At 41.7% G+C, this 18631-nt stretch carries 17 protein-coding genes; 3 read left to right on the top strand and 14 right to left on the bottom strand.

Going from position 1 to position 18631, the window contains the following annotated elements:
* Nucleotides 1-32: 32 nt before the first annotated feature.
* The 3 genes from ACED60_RS10340 to ACED60_RS10350 form a co-directional block, all read right to left on the bottom strand.
* Complete coding sequence (locus ACED60_RS10340) at nucleotides 33-1193, bottom strand: multidrug effflux MFS transporter (protein ID WP_371727509.1); 1161 nt, start codon at nucleotides 1191-1193, stop codon at nucleotides 33-35.
* Nucleotides 1194-1518: 325 nt separating this feature from the next.
* On the bottom strand, nucleotides 1519-1899 hold the full coding sequence (locus ACED60_RS10345) for a hypothetical protein (RefSeq protein WP_371727453.1): 381 nt from the start codon (nucleotides 1897-1899) through the stop codon (nucleotides 1519-1521).
* A 202-nt stretch (nucleotides 1900-2101) separates the two neighbouring features.
* Complete coding sequence (locus tag ACED60_RS10350) at nucleotides 2102-3814, bottom strand: pseudouridine synthase (RefSeq protein WP_371727454.1); 1713 nt, start codon at nucleotides 3812-3814, stop codon at nucleotides 2102-2104.
* Between the two features lie 291 nt (nucleotides 3815-4105).
* On the opposite strand from ACED60_RS10350, the gene ACED60_RS10355 reads away from it, so the two are divergent.
* Nucleotides 4106-4558, top strand: coding sequence for an NUDIX pyrophosphatase (locus ACED60_RS10355; RefSeq protein WP_029222831.1), 453 nt, complete (start codon nucleotides 4106-4108; stop codon nucleotides 4556-4558).
* A 17-nt stretch (nucleotides 4559-4575) separates the two neighbouring features.
* On the opposite strand, the gene ACED60_RS10360 is transcribed toward ACED60_RS10355, so the two are convergent.
* The 10 genes from ACED60_RS10360 to ACED60_RS10405 form a co-directional block, all read right to left on the bottom strand.
* On the bottom strand, nucleotides 4576-5013 hold the full coding sequence (locus tag ACED60_RS10360) for a bifunctional diaminohydroxyphosphoribosylaminopyrimidine deaminase/5-amino-6-(5-phosphoribosylamino)uracil reductase RibD (protein WP_135444041.1): 438 nt from the start codon (nucleotides 5011-5013) through the stop codon (nucleotides 4576-4578).
* A 247-nt stretch (nucleotides 5014-5260) separates the two neighbouring features.
* Nucleotides 5261-5788 (bottom strand): DUF4823 domain-containing protein, encoded by a 528-nt coding sequence (locus ACED60_RS10365; protein ID WP_009844743.1) that lies wholly within the window; start codon nucleotides 5786-5788, stop codon nucleotides 5261-5263.
* Nucleotides 5789-5864: 76 nt separating this feature from the next.
* Entirely contained in the window at nucleotides 5865-6452 is a 588-nt protein-coding gene (locus ACED60_RS10370; RefSeq protein ID WP_371727455.1) for a nucleotidyltransferase family protein, read from the bottom strand.
* Complete coding sequence (locus tag ACED60_RS10375) at nucleotides 6452-6739, bottom strand: putative quinol monooxygenase (RefSeq protein WP_108099746.1); 288 nt, start codon at nucleotides 6737-6739, stop codon at nucleotides 6452-6454. Before ACED60_RS10375 ends, ACED60_RS10370 begins: the two co-directional genes overlap by 1 nt.
* 929 nt (nucleotides 6740-7668) lie before the next feature.
* Nucleotides 7669-8526, bottom strand: coding sequence for a hypothetical protein (locus ACED60_RS10380; RefSeq protein ID WP_135444036.1), 858 nt, complete (start codon nucleotides 8524-8526; stop codon nucleotides 7669-7671).
* Nucleotides 8526-9380: an ABC transporter ATP-binding protein gene (locus ACED60_RS10385; RefSeq protein WP_371727456.1), complete on the bottom strand. Its 855-nt coding sequence runs from the start codon at nucleotides 9378-9380 to the stop codon at nucleotides 8526-8528. The genes ACED60_RS10380 and ACED60_RS10385 overlap by 1 nt, the downstream gene beginning before the upstream one ends.
* A complete protein-coding gene (locus tag ACED60_RS10390) occupies nucleotides 9377-9748 on the bottom strand; it encodes a GntR family transcriptional regulator (RefSeq protein ID WP_012601023.1) in 372 nt (123 codons plus the stop codon). The genes ACED60_RS10385 and ACED60_RS10390 overlap by 4 nt, the downstream gene beginning before the upstream one ends.
* Nucleotides 9749-9974: 226 nt before the next feature.
* Nucleotides 9975-11717, bottom strand: a complete 1743-nt coding sequence (locus ACED60_RS10395; RefSeq protein WP_017096648.1) for an EAL domain-containing protein — start codon at nucleotides 11715-11717, stop codon at nucleotides 9975-9977.
* An 848-nt stretch (nucleotides 11718-12565) separates the two neighbouring features.
* Nucleotides 12566-14509, bottom strand: a complete 1944-nt coding sequence (locus ACED60_RS10400; RefSeq protein WP_371727457.1) for a putative bifunctional diguanylate cyclase/phosphodiesterase — start codon at nucleotides 14507-14509, stop codon at nucleotides 12566-12568.
* A 161-nt stretch (nucleotides 14510-14670) separates the two neighbouring features.
* On the bottom strand, nucleotides 14671-15228 hold the full coding sequence (locus ACED60_RS10405; RefSeq protein WP_371727458.1) for a hypothetical protein: 558 nt from the start codon (nucleotides 15226-15228) through the stop codon (nucleotides 14671-14673).
* Nucleotides 15229-15768: 540 nt separating this feature from the next.
* Between ACED60_RS10405 and ACED60_RS10410 the strand changes: the two genes are divergently transcribed.
* Complete coding sequence (locus ACED60_RS10410) at nucleotides 15769-16455, top strand: response regulator transcription factor (RefSeq protein WP_371727459.1); 687 nt, start codon at nucleotides 15769-15771, stop codon at nucleotides 16453-16455.
* Nucleotides 16448-17797 (top strand): sensor histidine kinase, encoded by a 1350-nt coding sequence (locus ACED60_RS10415; protein ID WP_371727460.1) that lies wholly within the window; start codon nucleotides 16448-16450, stop codon nucleotides 17795-17797. Before ACED60_RS10410 ends, ACED60_RS10415 begins: the two co-directional genes overlap by 8 nt.
* Before the next feature lie 142 nt (nucleotides 17798-17939).
* Here the strand turns inward: ACED60_RS10415 and ACED60_RS10420 are convergent, their stop codons facing one another.
* Nucleotides 17940-18491, bottom strand: a complete 552-nt coding sequence (locus ACED60_RS10420) for a GNAT family N-acetyltransferase (RefSeq protein WP_009844754.1) — start codon at nucleotides 18489-18491, stop codon at nucleotides 17940-17942.
* Nucleotides 18492-18631 lie beyond the last annotated feature (140 nt).

Consider the following 18631-nt stretch of genomic DNA (forward strand, 5'->3'; position numbering starts at 1 on the left):
AATCGTGTTGTTAATGAGCATCTTGGATGCTTCTAATTCAGTTTCTTAGTCACGTACTCTTTGTTTCTGACCATCAGCCACATCAAACCGCCTAGGATTCCCACCGATAATTGGATAAAGCCTAGGTTTTCAATTAGCGAATCTGGGCGGATTGAAACCAAAACCATACCAAGTGAACCACAAATCATGCTGAAGAACTGTATCAGCGCAACGGCAGAACCTGTGTCCTGATCTTGCTGGTTCAACATTAAGTTGGTGCCAGGTACTCGCATGATGATAACCATCAGCGTAGCTGGTGCTGCGATAAACATAAAGAACCAAGGGGACAAGTCGCCGATGGTTAGGGTAAAGATTCCTGCTATCGCCAATAAAGCAAAACATCCAGAGATGACATTTTGAACTGATATTTTGTAGGACAACTTCATATAAATTGTTGGGCCAAATGAGGCACACAATGCATTGAACGCGAAAGCGTAGCTGAATTGCTGTTCGGTCAACCCGAAGTCATTGATGTAGATATAAGAACCTGCGGCAAGAAAGCCCATCAGCGCCATTGGTGTGATAGAGAAAATAACCAGCAGCTTTATGAACGACCGATTCTTCATGACCACGGCCAGCCTTCCCCATGACCGGAAAATAGAGCCTTGGTATTTGCTTTCAAGCGTCTCTCGGTAGCAAAGCGCCAATACTGATGCGAATGCACCAAAAATAGCGAGAGTGACGAACATCATTCTCCAAGACGCTATTTTCAGCAGGAAAGCACCAAATACAGGCGCGACCATCGGTGCGATGATCACCAGAGACATGATAGTCGCCATGATCTTTTCGCGTTCTCGGCCATCATAAAGGTCTTTCACAATGGCGGTTGCGATAACGGTGATGGCACTGCCCGCAAAGGCTTGGAATATACGAGCACCAATCAACTGCTCGATGCTATTGGTCATGGCACATAAGACGCTCGCCACCATATAGCTTGCGATGCCAATGAGTAGAATCGGCTTACGCCCGAACTTTTCACTGAGTGGTCCCCAGAACAACAGGCCAACCGCATAGGTCACGAAGTAACTGCTCAGGGTTAGGTTGACCATCGATTGGTCGGTATTGAACACCTCGACCATTTGTGGAAGGGCTGGCAAATACAGGTCGATGGTCAATGGAGGAAACGCACTGATGATGACGAGGAAAAATAGCATACCGGTCTGACCCAGTATTGGTTGTGGTTTCTTCAAGGTATTTCCCCGCTATCCAATAAAGGGCTTTAAATGAATGTGATGTTGGTTTTCCGAAGGTTCAAAGCTAAGCAGAAATGAAGGTTAGAGTCGCTCAAGACAATGGCGAAAAATATCTATGAACTAGCTTCTATGAATTCGTACCTATGATTGAGTTTCGATGAATCGGTCTGTACTCTGAATTGTAATACAAAGTACTATCACCCTTATAGTTAACGAGTTCAATCAGTTAATCGAGGGTAGCTTGTAACAGCCTACGACACATTGTAATGATTATCGAGTTGGACTGTTACCGTTTCTTTGGGCGCTTTTCGACTAACCCGTTTCGCTCTAAGCCACGTCTAACGCTGCTGCATAGCTTACCAAAGCGACGCAGCTCTTCGAAGTTAGGGCCTTGGCCGATTGAAATACTGTGTTCCCAGTACATCAATTCACTGTCGACCATCTCCAATAATTTCTTAGAGCAACCAGAGCAGTTTCCTTTCGGTCCACAGATAAACGTCTCCGACTCGTAAAGAGGGAGTTCGTTTTTAACTTCTTCAATTAGATTGAGCATTGCCGAGTTTAAGTCTGGCTTTTTGTTTGTGAGTGGTTTCAAGCTTAGTGCTTGCGAAGCGATCACGGAAGAAGTCGTTGTGTTGGGTTGTATATTCAAAGCAGCTGATGACATATCAAAGGCCTCAAGGAAAGAAGAAGAGGCGCATGCTACTCCTCACAACAAAGTGGACCTTGATGTAGTGCAATAAGCGTGGTGAATTATCCGAAAGGGGTAGGAGAAAGAGGGAGTCAGAGTCACAAATGGTTTGTGACTCTGGTTTATCTCCTAGGCTCAACGCAGAAAATAGGCTTAACGCAGAAAGTAGTCTTAACGCTTAGAATTCGGCGTCGAACTGGAACTCCATCCACTCTTTGGTGACTGGGTGGTGCAGTGCTAGCCTTTCTGCGTGTAGGTGCAGTCGGTCGGCTTTATTGCCATATAGGCCATCACCGACGATAGGCATGTTAAGGCCTTCTTCGTGTGAACAGTGAACACGCAACTGGTGCGTACGCCCTGTTTTAGGGTGCAGGTAAACCTTAGTAGTTTGCTCGTTTCGCTCAATCACTTCCCATTTGGTTTCTGCAGGCTTGCCGTGTTCGAAGCAGACAATCTGACGAGGACGGTCATACAAATCACCACGCAATGGCAGTCGAACATAACCTTCATCTTGCTCTAAAACGCCTTCTATCATTGCCACGTAACGCTTCTCAACTTCACGAGTAATGAACTGCTTCTGTAGGCTTTTGTTCGCACGTCGTGTAAGCGCAAATATTAGAATGCCAGAGGTCGCCATATCCAAGCGGTGGATAACAAATGGCCCTTCAACATCGGGATGCATTTCTTGAACACGAGTGTAGGCCGAATCTTTTATGGTTTTACCCGGTACGGATAGAAAACCTGCTGGTTTGTGTACCACAACGATGTGATCGTCTTGGAACAGGATATCGAGGTCTTTGCCTTCTGCTGGGTTCTCTAGCAATGGGTTGGGATCGACTTCCAAGCCTTTCATCATATGGCCTAAAATCGGTACACACTTACTTTGGCAAGACGCGTAGTATTTCTTGTGCTTACGGATTTCCGATTTCGGTGAACGACCCCACCAAAATTCAGCCAATGCCAGCGGTGTGTAACCGTTCAAATACGCGTATTGCAGCAGCTTGGGAGCGGCACATTCGCCAGAACCCGCTGGTGGTATCTTGTTTGGGGTGTCTTCAAAGATCTGGTTCAGATCCTCAATGTTTCCTTCCGCATTTTGGAAAGCGTATTGTGAAAACAACTTGTGTTGAAGCTGATGAGAAAGGTGTGCTCTTTGCTCTTTTAGCTCAGCTAATTGATTAGTGAAAACATCAACTTTAGCCTGCAACACTTGCAGCGTCTGTTCCCAGTTGAGTTTTAGGTATTTCTGCTGGTTCTTGTCGGCAACACTGGCTTTGTTTAGCTCGTTATTTAGCTGTTCGAAGGCTTGCTCATCAAGGTTTTCTTTACATTGTTCGCGTTGTTCTTTACGTGTTTTTCGGCCTTCTATAATTAATAAACGCTGAGCTTCAATCTCTTGTTCAGCTTGTGCTTTTTGTTGTGCCAGTTGCTCGCATAGTTCAAGGTAATCAGCGTTTGCTTGCAGCGCTTTAAACTCAGCGTTGACAGCCATCATATCGGCCGTATCTTGATGGAAAAAGCTGTCACTGCTCAGCATGTCGAATACGGGTGGTACAAAGTGAGGCAATAGATTTTGGTCGGCGATTTTTCCAGAGAAAGCAGAGAAGTAACCCAATTCACCTTCAGGACTTTTCACCAGTAACACACCAAACATTTTGCCGCGACCAGCGTCAGAATCCAGTCCGAAGTCATGCTGCCAGTCGGTTTGAGTTTCTAGATATTGTTGAAGCTGATGAGAGGCGATTTCACACAGTGGATGCGGTTCATAATAGAACGGGAATGTGAAACGCTCAGGCAACGAATATGACTCGATCGGCTGTTGAAAACGAGTGAAGCAATGCTCAGGAGTATGGCTGTTTTCTGAGTCGTGCGTTGGTTTTGATGAGTGCATAGTCGTATTAATACTTATATCGTGGTGATAAAGGGTTGTGAGTCTACTGTGTATGTTTAAAGGTTTTAAACACAGTACAAGGCGGCGATTCTACTCTTTATCGAAAAGCGCCTCAAATAAGAAATGGTTCTATTACTGGATAGCTAAGCGAGACGGTTAACACGGAACCCATGAGTTATGGCTTGAACTTCATTAATTGATGAGTAACTTCTCGTTTTTAATCATAGAAGGTAACTTCACAAACGAAGGGTGGTAGCCTTGCCGCCCTCTTATGAAAACTAAGGTAACGTTATGATTCCACTCAATACTTCGATTGTCTCCGGTGTCGCTCTTTCAGAGATCGACGGACAAATGAAAATGCTATTAATGAAGCGTGTAAAGGGCGAGTTTTGGTGTCACGTCGCAGGCTCGATTGAAGCGGGTGAAACAGGCTGGCAGGCTATCGTGCGCGAGTTTGAAGAAGAGACCCAAATTAAAGTGGAAGCTTTGTATAACGCGCAGTTTCTGGAGCAGTTTTACGAGGCTCACGTTAATGTGATTCAGCTAATCCCTGTGTTTGCGGTGCTATGCCCACCCAACCAAGCGATTGAACTGAATGACGAACATACAGAGTACCGCTGGTGCGATTTAGAGGAAGCGAAAGCACTTGCGCCGTTCCCCAACCAACATGCCGTCTACGATCATATTTGGTCGTATTTTGTCGATAAGCCAGCCAATCCGCTTTACCGAGTGAAATTGAATTAGCACTGGCTGTTTAAGATCTAGGACTTACCAAGATACGGGGTTAAAAAGGCGTTTACCTGTTCTTGGCATAACCCTACATCGACTTTCACGCCGTGCGACTCGAGTATCGCCACACCACGACCATTATTGCGAGGGTCAGGGTCTAGCATCGCCACTACTACGTGTTTTACACCTGCTTTAACCAATGTACTGGCGCAAGCGGGTGTTCTGCCAACAAATGAACATGGCTCTAAAGTTACGTAAGCGGTAACGCCTTCTATTTCTCCATCCGTTTCGCAGTCATAGCCATTCAGTGCTTCAACCTCGGCGTGGTTTCCACCGACCTTTTGCGTATATCCAACAGACACCACCTTATCGTTTTTCACCAAAACACAACCCACAGGCGGGTTTGGTTGGCAATCGGGTAGGGCTTGGCGCGAAGCTTCAAGAGCTTGCAGCATGTATTGTTGGTTCATGGTCGTTACTCAGTATGATGAGAGAGCGTAGCAGTTAGTCGCCACGCGTGGTTGATGAGTTGGTTAATTACTAACTTAATACGCTAACAAGTGGGGGCATGTTCGATCTGATTGGGCTTTTAGTCAATGGTTTTAGTACAGAGGCAAAGTTTGATTCGACATAGGTTAACCATGCTAACTACGGTGTCATAAGGTAGAGTTGATGTTGTCTACGCAATAGAGCTCAATTATTGAATCACCACGATAATTAATTTAATAGGCTAGCCATAAATTCGCTGACCGGCTCTGACAATAAATCTTGTGGGTGGTCACCGCCAAAGGTAGCTAGCCCGCTTTTTCCTTCGATTATGCCAGACTTAATAATTACTTTTGTTTTAACATCAACAACTGTAATTTTTACGCTTACTTTATCTGGCTTTGCTGACCATTCAGTCGCGCGATCTTCCCAGTGTAATATGGTAGGAAAAATTAAGTAGTCGAACTCATTGCTTTTCGCATATTCAAGGACAAAATTGTAATCAGCTGCTTGGTTAGCGATTGCGACGTTGTTTAGTTTTGTGAATAACTCTGATTGAAGAGCTTTACTCACCATTAGTCCTGAGCCTGAATAATAGTGCTTCCCATATTCCCCATTCTTTGAGCGGCCGATTAAAACTGAATCACTTGTTTCAAATTTAGCTGTCGAGTTTACATCCGTAACCTGAAGTTTATGTGTATCAGCACACCCAATGATAACTAAGCTTATAAGTATCAGTAACGCACGTAAAATCGACATAACAGCTACCTTATATGGATGTGAGTTAATATTAACCATAGTTTATATTAAACATATTAATGTAAAAAATTTGCGACTAATTAGTACGAGCGACAAATGACCCTTTGAGACTCAAACAACCAATAGTTAACTTCGGCCAATGAGTTAGCCAGTTTTTAGACTGAACTCGTTGATCAAACACGTCTCTGCTGCGATTGGGATTCGGTGTGATCTTTAAATCAAACAAACTCTCTAAACCAAAAGCCGAAATGCACTCGATTTCCCCTGTCGGGCTTTGCTTGACGGCGACTGCGGTTTCTTTCTCTGGCCAGTAACGCATCGCATACAATGAGCTTTGATAGGGCTCATCCTCGTTTCGAGTATGCATGTTGGCTTGATTGCGAACTTGCCAATTTAATTCAGGCAACCGTTGTTGAAGTAGAGCCTCGTATCTAAGACCCGATTCGTAGAAGGTATCAATAGGATCAAAGTAGATGACATCAATATCATTAAGTGGAGTCGGGGAAGCATAACCATGTAGGTCGTCCCAAACTAGGTTTCTCACAAAGCCCGCAGCGACATAACACTGCGGTAAATCCAACTGAGAGACACAGTCTAAAACCTGCATTCGTAAGGGATCTTGCTTGATCAACGTGACGATACTGTTGGCTAGCGGATGTATCATTATGATGTCGGAACATCGGTGACTTGGTAATGACGTGTCACGTTCTTGGAGGTTTCACCCCATTCAGAGGCTTTGACTCGCTGTTGGTGGGCTTCGAATGCTTCTCGGCTAGTGAATTCTTCATACACTTCAAAGCGATTAGGTTGAAGCGTGCTCTGACTGACTCGAAACACGATACAACCAGGTTCTTCCAGTGTCAGTTCTTTGTGTACAACCAAGGCTTGTGTGACGGCTTTTAGGTCGTTGTCTGGCACGAGAATATGCCCTTGCAGAATTACTTTACTCATAATTACGTCCATTTAATTACGTCTATTTAATTTTGTCCACTACGGCTTTTTTCTATAAAAAGCTTTACCCGTTACAAACATAATCCCATTTTGATGTTGTGACGTATAGGCTAATGTGGCGATTAATTGTTCACATTGAATACATCATTAGTTACAGTGTAACTTAAGAGGCGATGTGAGCAATAAAAAATAAGACGTTGGAACTAAATCCGCGTTGGTCCGGTCTATTAAATTAGTATCATTGAACTGTATTGATACTGAAATGAATTTGTCATCTGAGAGAACTAACCTTAATTTTGAAGAGCGGCTCATAGGATTGAATTGAGCCATAGTTGATAGCTAGGTCATACTTTGATGTAAATGGTACTCAAAACTCTATAAATTTTGTGATTTATATCATTGATCTGGACATCAAACACCGTTAGATTCGAATGGTTGGCAATAAAAATAGCTCATGAAGAGCAGTTAAAGAAAAGGAAATATCCCTTATGAAAAAAATGAGAAGAGCACAGCTTCATCGCGTTCGCATCCAATACTGGAAAGACACAGCGAAAGAAGCTTCAAAGAAATAAGCTTTAAATCGTAAAGCTTTAAGATAAAAAAGCTGAACAGCTTAATCAAATGTAAAACGCAACAAACCGATTTCAACAACACTCTCAAGGACCTTCATCTGGTCGACGACTAAAGAAATCATCCCCCAAAGAGCTGACAAGCATTAACAACAATGCAATTCAATGTCAGCTCATTAATACCTCCTCTTAGATTCTCTTGTTTCTTCACTCTGTTACTCCCAACTAAAATCCTTTGTCCTTGTTTCCCATTCCTGTATCGCAAAGTCGTGATCAAAAAAGCTCCCGATTTCTCAGAAGCTTTGATTTAGATTTTGATATCTGATTTGGTTACCCGTTGAGAGTTCAGAATAAGTGACTCTATCGATGGAACAGCGTCTTCAAACTCACATCGTCCGTTCTATTTAGCTTCAAGCTCAGTAGACACCCGCCAACACCAATCAGTACATAAATACCCAAAGACAAAACCGGCGCTTCTGCAATCGCACTGAATGGGTTGCTCGCCGTTAGTACCTTTATTGGTAGTGATGCGATGAGAGAGAAGAAGTCATTGATGCCATAGAATCCAAATACGGCGACCGAGAGTAACTTAATCGCATAGCTTGAGATAAAAATGACAAGCAGTGGAGAATTCACTAACTGCGAAATTGCCAGAGTAACGGTTGCTAGTGGCAATAAAACCAGTGCAACTAACATCATTCGCCCAAAGAATACCAACCAATTGCTCAGCACATAAAACAGTGATTGCTGCTCTACTATCAATGCCAATTGTTGTTCGCTTGAGACGTTCAATATCCAGAATAGGAAGTCAGCGAATAGAACTAATAGCGCGCAGATAGCCGGAATAACCACTAGACCGAAGCCTAGCTTCACGCCGTGAGTCATGGCATTGGATACTGGCATGCTTCTCCAAAACATCGAACTGCCTTCTTGGCGCTCTTTACGCAGTGTTTTAGGGATGTAAAGCGTCGAAAGTATGAGTGAAATAAGGCCAGCACCAAAGTAGATCACTGAGTTGAGGTCTTGTGCGAACTCTCTGTGTATGTCGCTTACGTCACCATTCACTTCCATTTGGAAGAAAAACTCATGCTGCGCTGCGCCATTGAAAAACAAACTAACGAACAGCAAGAAACCACATAACGCGATAAACAGAGGCAATCGAGTGTTAATTTTGTGCTCGATCAGTTCTTTTTCTAGCATATAAAAAGTTGGGTGCATTATGCCTTCTCCGTCTGTGTTGCAAGGAATAGGTCTGCGAGACCAACGTTGTAGATGTTACCCAATGATTCAACTTGCGCTTTGTATTGACCTTCCAATAACCACTTAGTGGTTCCTAGCCCTGGCTGTGAGGTCAGTGGATTGAGTTTCTGAATTTCGCTTGAGTGGTTGTTTGCGACATCGATAATGAAATAGTCGTTCTCGATGTCTTCCATGCTCTTTTGCAGCACACAATGGCCTTGTTTTAGAATCAATACGTCCGTTAATAGGTGTTCAATTTCTGAAACCTCATGGCTGGCAATGATCATCGCGCGTTCGCCGTCATGGAACCACTCTAGGAGGTGGCGATAAAAAGTATCGCGGTAGAGCAGATCTAGACCTAGCGTTGGCTCATCTAAGATCAACACTTGAGTGTCGGTCGCGATAATGATTGCAAGGTGAAGTTGTACCTTCATCCCTTTAGAAAGCTGTTTGATCGTTGAAGACAGCTTAATGTTGGTGCTACTTAACGTCTGTTCTGCTTTTTGCTTGTTGAAGCTTGGGTGCACGCCTTGGGTGTATCGAAGCAGTTGTTTAACCGTCATCCACTCTGGTAACACGTTAACATCTGAGATGTACGACAAGTGCTGCATGAGCTCTGCGTGCTGGTGGATAGGGTGGTAGCCGTTTACTTCAATCTCACCTTGATAGCTGTGTCCGCCAAGCAGTGATTTGATCAGAGTCGATTTCCCTGCGCCATTGTGGCCTAGCAGACCAAGCACTTGCCCCGGTTTTAACTCAAAGCTGATCTTCTCGACACCCACTTGATTTGAATAGGTTTTGGTTACGTTTTTCACTGAAAGTAAAGTACTCATGACTTGTCCTTTATATGTTGTTCTAGCTGTTTCACGAGTTCTTCGACACTCATATCAATGATGCCTAGCGTCTCAGCGATGGCTGGGATCTGTGTGTTGATGAATGATTGATGTGCGGACTCTTTCAATTTTTGAAGTGCCCCTTCTGCGACATACATACCTTGGCCGCGTTTTTTCTCTACCAAGCCTTCATCCACCAGTAACTGGTAGCTTTTCATGACAGTAAGGTGGTTGATCTTGAGATCGGCGGCAACCGCACGCACAGAGGGCAATGCTTGTTGCTCTAACCAAACACCTTGAAGAATTTGGTCACTGATCTTTGCCGCTAGCTGCCTAAAGATCGGTTGGTCGTCTTTCCATTCGGTCATAATTAAAACTGCATGGTGATATACATATGTATAACACTAAACTTTTTATTCAGATTGGCAAGGTTTTTATAAAAATGAAGAGTATATTTTTATGTTTGAGAGAAATGTATTGGGTTATGAGAACGCTTGAAGCCTACTTCCTTGTGGGCTCTCAAGTCGTTGTATGATCAATGGCAATTAAACAAGAAAAGGGAGGTCATCAATATTTAAATGAGGTGGTAGATAATTACTCCTCCGAGTGACTAGGTCTACTGTACAGATAACCTTGATGTAGGTTGTAGCCTAACTGACATAAGATATATTGCTGCCTGCGCGTCTCGACACCTTCATAAATCATTGTGATGTTTGATAAGCGTCCAATCTCCGATATATTAAGCAATACTCCTTGATGATAATCTCCTGACTCAATGTCTTTAACAAAACAACGATCCAGTTTTAGGTAGGTCGGAGAGATAGCACTAATTATTTCAATGTTGTTGTTACCTGTACCAAAGTCGTCTAGCGCGATGGTGATTCCAAGATCTTTGATCATTTTGATGTTGTCGATGACCTCATAGCCATAGCCAATGTTTGAATACTCTGTTATTTCTACGACAAACTCATTCGCTTCCATCGTGACTAAATGCTCTTTGAGCTTTGTAAAGTTAGATCCCACCAACGCACTCGGGCACACATTGACACCGTAGATATCATGGCTGTTGTCCAACTTCGCTTTTTTTACTGTTTCAATGATTAAAATAGTATGAAAAGTCAACAAATTAGTACGTCTCATGGTGTTGATGAAACTCAGAACGCCTACGTTACGCACTCTAGACAATAACTCGTAATATAAAACGCTATTGTCGTCAGTGTTGATTATGGGCTCTTCCTCGAAGGATATGTGTCGCCAACGAAGCAGGTAAATGCCAAAGCCAAGAATATATGAGCGATAAAGTAGCGTGGCGATCACCAGAGAAAAAATGACCCACAGAAGCACAATATCATCACTGTAGAAAGTGATGGTTGCACCGGTTGGAAGTGGGGCTTGATAAATAGGCTGACTGTTTTCGCCTAGGTTTAATATGTAGTGACCATTTTTTTGTATGGAAACTGAATCAACCAAAAGAGGGAGTAATGAGTTCTTATATCTAGCTTCAATAGACCATTTAGAAATACGCGCAATGAGTTCGATGTCCTCTTTGGGGTCTGAGAAGCGTGAATAAGCAAAATCTAGGCTATCGTCAAAGTTTTCAATTTGGTCTAGTTCAACCATTTTTGATTGTGTTTTGGATATGTAGCATGAACCATAAGGCGTTGTCATCAAAACAGAATCAAGGTTAAGTGAGTGCCTCAATGCGTACACTGCAACTTCGCTATCACAGCCATAGTTCATTACTTCCTCTACTATTTGCTTTGCGTTTTTACTGTATTCATCTGCAATTTTCGTTGTATAAAGGATTTGGAAGAAGTAGACAACGAACAAAAAAAATGAAGAAACGGTACAAACGGCTATAAAGCCTCTGATCAACTCTTTTTGGTAAGTGTTGAGCATCAGCTTCAACATCTCGATATGGCTGAGCTTGAATTGGTTGATGTTGTATTTTGGTGTTATACGGTTGGTTGTACTTTTATCTAGATCGATAAAATAACCAACCTTATAAAGGTTCGAGATAAGTTCACTATTATTGTTAATTTTGGCTTTCTTACACAAATTTCTATACTTTTTTCTTATCGAAGCAATAATATTCTTTAAAGCGTATAAACTGAACTCTTCATCGAAGTGTAATTTAAATGACTTTTCAACATCTCTAGCAGATTGAGGGTTTGATATCGATGAATGCTCAATAAGATATTTAAAAACAAAACTTTCTTTACTATTAAGACTTTCCTCTGATATCTTATTACTGTTCCTTTTTATGTATATTTTTTCTTCATTATAAATTAATTGCAAGCTCTCATAGTTATTGTTTATATTGAAAGAACAATGCATAGCTTAACTCCTAAGCGATAGTTATTATATTTACGTGATTGATATGTGATGCTGAGATTTTCATTCAACCTAAGAGTCCTTTCTAAATAACATAACTAAAATGTCACTATTTCTCTCAAGATGTTGATACTAATCGCAGAATTTTGGGGTCAATAACAGGTTATAGAGATGTTCACCCAAAACTTGAATTTATAAATAAAAGTTGATGATTTACAAGGGGTAAAGTGGATTTATCCATTTATTTTGGCATTTATCCATTTCTAGGGGCTGGATTTTTACTTTTTGTCTTGTTCTGTAATTTTTGTCATTCCCTCTTTGGAAAGCTAATTTGGCTTTTGGTTTTATATGATTAAATTATTTATATGTCAGATCGCCCGGTTTTTTATGATTATCTCGATATGGTTTATTTGTTGTTAATTTTGAGAATATAGTTTTATTTTCTATGTTAATTTGTATTGCACTTGTTTTTACTTCTGTAGTTGGACTGTTTCTATAAGGATGGTTTGATTTTATTTTAATGTCATTTAAGTTTGTGTAAATAAAGGAAATAAATTCAAGATTACCCGATCTATAAGAAAAGGTAATATCTAGTATTATTTTCCAGAGCATAGTATAAGTATGTCTACTTTGGTTGGTTGGATATTGATAATTATATTAGGGTGATATTGGGGAGTAATTTAAATGGTAATTTCATTACAACTAACCAAAGTGTAAATTATCTAGACTTGGGTATGACGTAAAATTTACGTAAGCGGTATGTTGATAGCATTTGCGCATTTACCACTTACATAATTATATTGTGCTTGGGGAATTTAATTGCTTTAGTAAGTAACCCCCTTAGAGCCGAGTTATCTACTAGACAAAAATCGCATTTCGACTTCATCGGGTGGGATAGGTTTGCTGAACAGAAATCCCTGTAAATATTGATATCCGCAACTGGTTAAGAAAGCTTTTTGTGTTTCAGTTTCGACCCCTTCCGCAACCACCTTAAGCCCCAATTTTTCACAGATAGCATAGGTGGCTTGGACAATCGCTTCGCTCCCTTTATAGGTGCCATGGACGAAGCTTTTATCTAGCTTAACGGTACTAATTGGCAAGTCATGTAACATAGAGAGTGAGGAGTAGCCAGTGCCGAAGTCGTCAAGGTGTAGCTCAACGCCTAGCGCTGAAATATCGTCTAATGCTTGTCTGACTTCACCGTGTTTGAAGATCATTGAGGATTCAGTGATCTCAAGGGCGATACTTTTAGGTTGTATGTTGTAGAAGTTGAGCATTGCCGATAGTTGCTCTGCAAAAGTAGTGTGCATCTGAATACACGAGATATTGATGCTCATTACCAATTCATCATCAAATTCTCGGTGCCATATCGACAGTTGCTTAAGTGCAGAGTTAAGGACCCACTTTCCGAGTGGAACAATCTGTCCAGTTTCTTCCGCTAGGCTAATAAACTCATCAGGCTCGATGTTGCCCAGATCTTTATCCGACCATCTAAGTAGGGCTTCAAACCCTTTAACTTTATTGCTATTGGTGTCCATTATCGGTTGGTAATGAAGATTGAGGTCATCACCTTCTAGTGCCAGAGTTAACCTATGGCGTATCTCTACTTGCCGATGCAGAATCTGCGCTAAATTTGGAGTAAAAGTTTGGAAGCGGTTCCGACCATTGGCTTTGGCAACATGCATCGCCATTCCGGCCTGCTTTAACAATGATTCTTTATCCGTGGCATTATCTGGAAAATGAGCAGAACCTATGCTGCAACCTACAGATAAGGTGCCAATTCCTTTTATTTGGAAGCTTTTGTTCAAAGAATCGATAATGCGAGAGCAGAGTAACGGGATATTTTGATTTTTTCGGGCGTGAGCAATCACGATGAACTCATCACCACCAAAGCGACCGATTGTGCATGTTTCGTCGAGGATCTGTTTAAGACGCTTGCCAACTTTTTTGAGTAGTTGGTCACCAACACTATGCCCATAAGTGTCATTCACCAACTTAAAGCCATCAAGGTCCACAAACATCAATTCAAAGGGCGAGCGACAGGCAATACTCGATTCGAGCCTTTTGGTGATCCCGCGGCGGTTGTAGAGCTCAGTGAGACAGTCGTGCTCTGCGTTATATCGAGCTTTAATCAAATTTTCTTTTTGTTTGGTGGTACAGGTTAGGTTTAATAGCAGTTCACTTTTGTCAAACAACCACTTTCCATGAACATCAAAGTGGTGGGTTTTATTTTCAATTTTACAGCTGACTTCCTCCAAAATGTCTCGACCTTTGCGAGCTGAAAATAACCATTGGTCTGCAACTTCTTCGCTTGAAACAAAATCGGATAGGCGACTAAACGGCGAGCCGTAGTTTTTAGAAAAAGCGGAGTTTGCACTCACTACGCTTCCCACTTTGTTGAATAAAAGAGAGAGGTTGGAACCATCAGAGTATGTGAGATCGCGTTTTAAGCTCTCTTCTTCTGCGATGACTTGCGCTAGCATCCCTGTTCGGCCATCGGGTAATGGGATTCCAGAGAAAAGACATAGTGCGCGTTTAGAAATGTATTTTGGGGTGAAGTTCCACCAAGTCTTTACACTTTGATTTCGCTGAAATTGTCTCTGATATTCTTCAAGCGTTGCTTCGATCGCTTTTGACATTTCAATACCAAAATCGCGTGAGGTCAGTTCAAATAGAGATTCAGACTCCCAAAGAGGGAGGGCACTGCTGTTTGCCCAGGTTATTCGCTTATTATCAATGTCATATATCCAGATAGGACACTTTAGATGTTCGAAAGGTTGGTAGCTGGTCATCATAATAAATTCGGGGAACTCATACTTTAATCGATTTATGCAGACAGATGTCGTGCTTTGGCAGTGCGTCTATCAAATTGAACTCTGATCTTTAACAGCCATGAAGAAGCTATGTGTTAAAGAAAAATCAGGCACTAAAGATAAATTAGCGACAAAAATAGCGTTTAAAGATTCAGTGAACGGATAATTTTGGTTACTTTTCCTTCCGGGGTGCTTTCAATCGCATAGCCTTTATTGTCCCCAAAAATTTCCCCGTTGATGAAGTTCCAACCTATTGATGTCTTGACGATTTCTTTCGGGAAGCGATCGTCGAACATTGAATGATTTGTGTATACCGTTTCAATGGCTTCAAATAATAATTGAGCTTGCTCTTGGTTAGTGACGATGAAGTCTTTTTTCAGGCACATTATTAATTCTGGAAGGGGTTGAGTAGTGAAAGGTTCAGTCATCGCGCCGACTACCCCATTATGTGAATAAAAGCGATATGAACCAGAGCTGCTTTCGTTGCCATCTGGAGACTTAATGCTTGGGGTTGTTAGATAGAAATTACAGTTGAAGACCATCTTTTGGATAATACTATTTTGTGGTGTGACTTGAATATCTATCCAAGAGCTTACTTGCGCTTTGATTTGATTCATCACCTCATGTTTATTCGGGGCAGCGGTGACTCGTGTTGCCAACAAAGCGGTCATGGTCAGTAACATTAAAAGCGATTTATTCATCTTTAAGTGGCCTTGTGACAAAGTGACTTTTGTTTAATCAGTAAGTCACGGTTGTTTATTATTGGAGTGAATGATTAGCCGAATAAATGTTACTTGAAGAACACTCTATTTTATAGAGGTGGGCATATGCTTGAAGGTTGGAAATACTAGCTGGTGGGTTATGTAATCGTTTTCTTTGGGTTGCAAAATGATCTTGATAGTTATAAAGCCTATCAATTTGTTCATTTGCAGTGTTACTAACTGTTGTGTTATTAATGTGTGGTAAGTTGATTTGAATGAGTTTTGTAAATTCTTTTAATGTAAGTGCACGTAAGAAGGTAAGCAAACGTAAGCGCTTAAGAGTCTAAGTTTTTCCGATTTTGACTGAAAATTAATCAATAAGTGAGCGTTTTTGTTGCTGAACGATGGTTTGTAAACGTGTATGTACAGAAGCGATTAATATGTTTTTCGTACGGTAAATTGGTGACTTTAATAACAATATTGATGATATATGAACAGTATATATACTGCCCTCGCTTTTAATAAATGCTGGTGATAGAAATGTCGAAAACCAAAGTGCTGATTGTCGAAGATGACCAGGCGATAGCGCGTTTAACTACGCTTTACCTCGAAGCTGAAGGCTACAATGTTAGCGTTGTCCATGAGGGGGATTTGGCAATTGAAGCGATCCGCAGTATTGAACCCGATCTCGTTCTGTTGGACTTGATGCTTCCTGGGTTGAGTGGTGCACAGATTTGTCGACAGGCTCGCGAATTCTACAATGGATTGATCTTAGTTTTGCCGGCCTCTGCCGATGAAATGAGCGAGGTTAGTTTATTTAAGTTTGGCGCGGATGATTACGTCGCAAAGCCTATTCGTGGTCATGCTTTATTGGCGCGGATTGAAGCACTATTGCGTCGTGCAGCCCCTGTTGCTGAGCCTGACACGACCGCTGAAACCCCAGGTGAAATTGTGATCAACAGTACAGCTCAAAGTGCCACTCTGTATGGACAGAATCTAAAGCTCACCTCTGCCGAGTTTGAAATTCTAAATCTTCTTGTTAATAACATTTGTCAGGTCGTTACTCGAGATCAATGTTGCCAGTTATTTAGAGGTATTGATTATGCCTTTAACGACCGCTCTATTGATATGCGTGTTTCAGGGTTGCGCCGGAAGCTGCGTATGCATGCAAAAGATAAGCAGTTGATCCGTACGGTTCGTAACAAGGGGTATATGCTGGTTGTATAAGTCTATTGCGGTGAAACTTCGCTCTGTTTCTATGTTTACTCGTTTGTACCTTGGGATCGTGATTGGGATGTCGGCAACGATATTTTTGTTTTGGAACCTTGGTGAAGGACACATGCGACGAACCGAGATCGAAATGTTCCTAAATGATGGCATCTACTTTTCTGAGCAGTATGTTCGTCAACACAACCGAGAAAATTCGCTATATAAAGAACTCGACAGAACAGGCTACCAACAATTTTACATCTTTAATTTACACTTGTTGGAGAATTGGTCGGGAGAGGCTCCGTGCCAACGATGCGAGTTATTTACCATCTTAAATGGTGTACCGATATACCTAAGTGAAAATAATCTCTATTCGGCAGTATTTCAGCTACCAAATTCTAAGTTTAGCTTTGTGTTCAGTGAGGTAGGTGATTTCTTCTCACCTGAGATTGAATGGTATGAAGATTCAGAAAGAAACTTTTTTATAGGGCTTTTGTTGGCCGTTATCTTCGCTATCGGTGCAAGTGTTTACTTACCTGTGAGGCGTTTTCAAGAAAGAATAGAGTTACTTGTTGAGAAACAGAAGCAGTTTGGTAAGGGGAAGCTGAGTACTCGTTCGGAGTTAGATGAGATACATCCAGTGTCTGAGTTAGCTAATAGTTTTAACATCATGGCTGAGGAGATTGAGAGCAAAGTAAAACAAAGTCATATATTTGCTCAAGCAATTCCACATGAAGTCCGCACACCGCTAAGCCGTATTCAATTGGCGACGGATCTCTTAAGGCGGGAAGCACCAGAGCATCATCAGGTTTTTTTCGATGATATCGATACCTACATCGGGGATATCAACGACCTCACGTCAGAAATTATCATGCTGTCGAAATTGAATGTCATGGATAACTCTTTTTTCGAGCTTGTTAAAGTAAAAGCAGACCTTCGCGAGTATTGTTTAGATAGAATCCGTTACTCGGAGTTAGACAATGTTATTTTTGAGTCCCAAGTAAAGCTAGAGTGCAAGATTAAGTGTGATTGCTCGATGGCGCGTTTGGTTTTTGATAACGTGATTAAGAACGCTGGGAATTACACACTAGACAAAGTCTGGGTAACTCTGGATGAGAACTCAGAAAATTGGCTTGTTCTCATCGAAGACAATGGTCCCGGAATACCAGAGCATAAGCGTGACGAAGTATTCCTTCCGTTTTCTCGCCTAGATGCTAGCAGAGCATCGGCAACTGGTGGGTTAGGGTTAGGCCTAGCGATAGCGATTTCAGCGGCTAAGAAGCTTTCTTGGGATATTAGGATCTGCGATAGCAATCGCGGTGGTGCTAAGTTCTGTATCTTAATTCCAAAGATTGCGTAAATGATTTTAGTAAGAGACCAATTAGGCTCTTAAAAATGAAAGCCACGGTTTAATATCGTGGCTTACTATTTTAATTAACTTACCAATTACCAATTACCAATTGTCATTCACTATTAATTGGCAAAATTTACCAAGTAGAAAATCAAGCTTCGATGTTGTTGGCGCTTAAACGGTGAAGGCCATAAATAGCATGATCTATGATACGGCCATTTAAGTTCTCGTTACGAGTTATGATACCTTCTAATGTGAAATGTAAGCGCTCACAAACCTTGCGACTACTCTGGTTGCCAGTTGCAGCTGATATCTCCACCTTTTCCATATCTAACTCATTGAAAGCAATATCAATGAGCTTCTCAACTACGCGTGTAACGATCCCGTTACCTTGGTAAGTCTCAGACAACCAATAGCCTATCGTGACTTTCTGTTTGCTGTGGTCAATGGTGTTAAAGCTACAGTTACCGACGATATTGTCTTTGTACACAATCGCACATGTCATGCTTTTGCCTTCCGCGTAATCATGTAGCGAGCGCTGGATGAAGATCCTAAAGTCCTGCTCTGTTTTACAGTGCGGTGGCCATGCTAACCACTGGCTAAGATACTCATTTTGGCTTTGTGAAATTTCCGCGTAATGAGAAGCGAAGTTCTCTTCAACCAGAGCGATGGATAACTCTTCATCGATAACTGTTTTAAACATGTTTTCCCTTTTCTTTTGGCTGATGATTTAAGTGTCTTTTGGTCGGCAGGTTATAATGTCGCACAATTTTCAATATGCAACCATTTGTGGCACGAATTTTTCGTGATACGTTAAATCTATCACGAAACACATTAAACCTT

Origin of the sequence: Vibrio sp. 1F279 (assembly GCF_041439815.1) — a bacterium.
Classification (GTDB): Bacteria; Pseudomonadota; Gammaproteobacteria; order Enterobacterales; family Vibrionaceae; genus Vibrio; species Vibrio tasmaniensis_A.

Excerpts from the sequence above, each read along its gene's own strand:
- ACED60_RS10390 (WP_012601023.1), bottom strand. The coding sequence starts at position 9,748 with ATGACCGAATGGAAAGACGACCAACCGATCTTTAGGCAGCTAGCGGCA.
- ACED60_RS10345 (WP_371727453.1), bottom strand. The coding sequence starts at position 1,899 with ATGTCATCAGCTGCTTTGAATATACAACCCAACACAACGACTTCTTCC.
- ACED60_RS10405 (WP_371727458.1), bottom strand. The coding sequence starts at position 15,228 with ATGAATAAATCGCTTTTAATGTTACTGACCATGACCGCTTTGTTGGCA.
- ACED60_RS10355 (WP_029222831.1), top strand. The coding sequence starts at position 4,106 with ATGATTCCACTCAATACTTCGATTGTCTCCGGTGTCGCTCTTTCAGAG.
- ACED60_RS10340 (WP_371727509.1), bottom strand. The coding sequence starts at position 1,193 with ATGCTATTTTTCCTCGTCATCATCAGTGCGTTTCCTCCATTGACCATC.
- ACED60_RS10420 (WP_009844754.1), bottom strand. The coding sequence starts at position 18,491 with ATGTTTAAAACAGTTATCGATGAAGAGTTATCCATCGCTCTGGTTGAA.
- ACED60_RS10350 (WP_371727454.1), bottom strand. The coding sequence starts at position 3,814 with ATGCACTCATCAAAACCAACGCACGACTCAGAAAACAGCCATACTCCT.
- ACED60_RS10380 (WP_135444036.1), bottom strand. The coding sequence starts at position 8,526 with ATGCACCCAACTTTTTATATGCTAGAAAAAGAACTGATCGAGCACAAA.
- ACED60_RS10370 (WP_371727455.1), bottom strand. The coding sequence starts at position 6,452 with ATGATACATCCGCTAGCCAACAGTATCGTCACGTTGATCAAGCAAGAT.
- ACED60_RS10395 (WP_017096648.1), bottom strand. The coding sequence starts at position 11,717 with ATGCATTGTTCTTTCAATATAAACAATAACTATGAGAGCTTGCAATTA.
- ACED60_RS10400 (WP_371727457.1), bottom strand. The coding sequence starts at position 14,509 with ATGATGACCAGCTACCAACCTTTCGAACATCTAAAGTGTCCTATCTGG.
- ACED60_RS10385 (WP_371727456.1), bottom strand. The coding sequence starts at position 9,380 with ATGAGTACTTTACTTTCAGTGAAAAACGTAACCAAAACCTATTCAAAT.
- ACED60_RS10360 (WP_135444041.1), bottom strand. The coding sequence starts at position 5,013 with ATGAACCAACAATACATGCTGCAAGCTCTTGAAGCTTCGCGCCAAGCC.
- ACED60_RS10410 (WP_371727459.1), top strand. The coding sequence starts at position 15,769 with ATGTCGAAAACCAAAGTGCTGATTGTCGAAGATGACCAGGCGATAGCG.
- ACED60_RS10365 (WP_009844743.1), bottom strand. The coding sequence starts at position 5,788 with ATGTCGATTTTACGTGCGTTACTGATACTTATAAGCTTAGTTATCATT.
- ACED60_RS10375 (WP_108099746.1), bottom strand. The coding sequence starts at position 6,739 with ATGAGTAAAGTAATTCTGCAAGGGCATATTCTCGTGCCAGACAACGAC.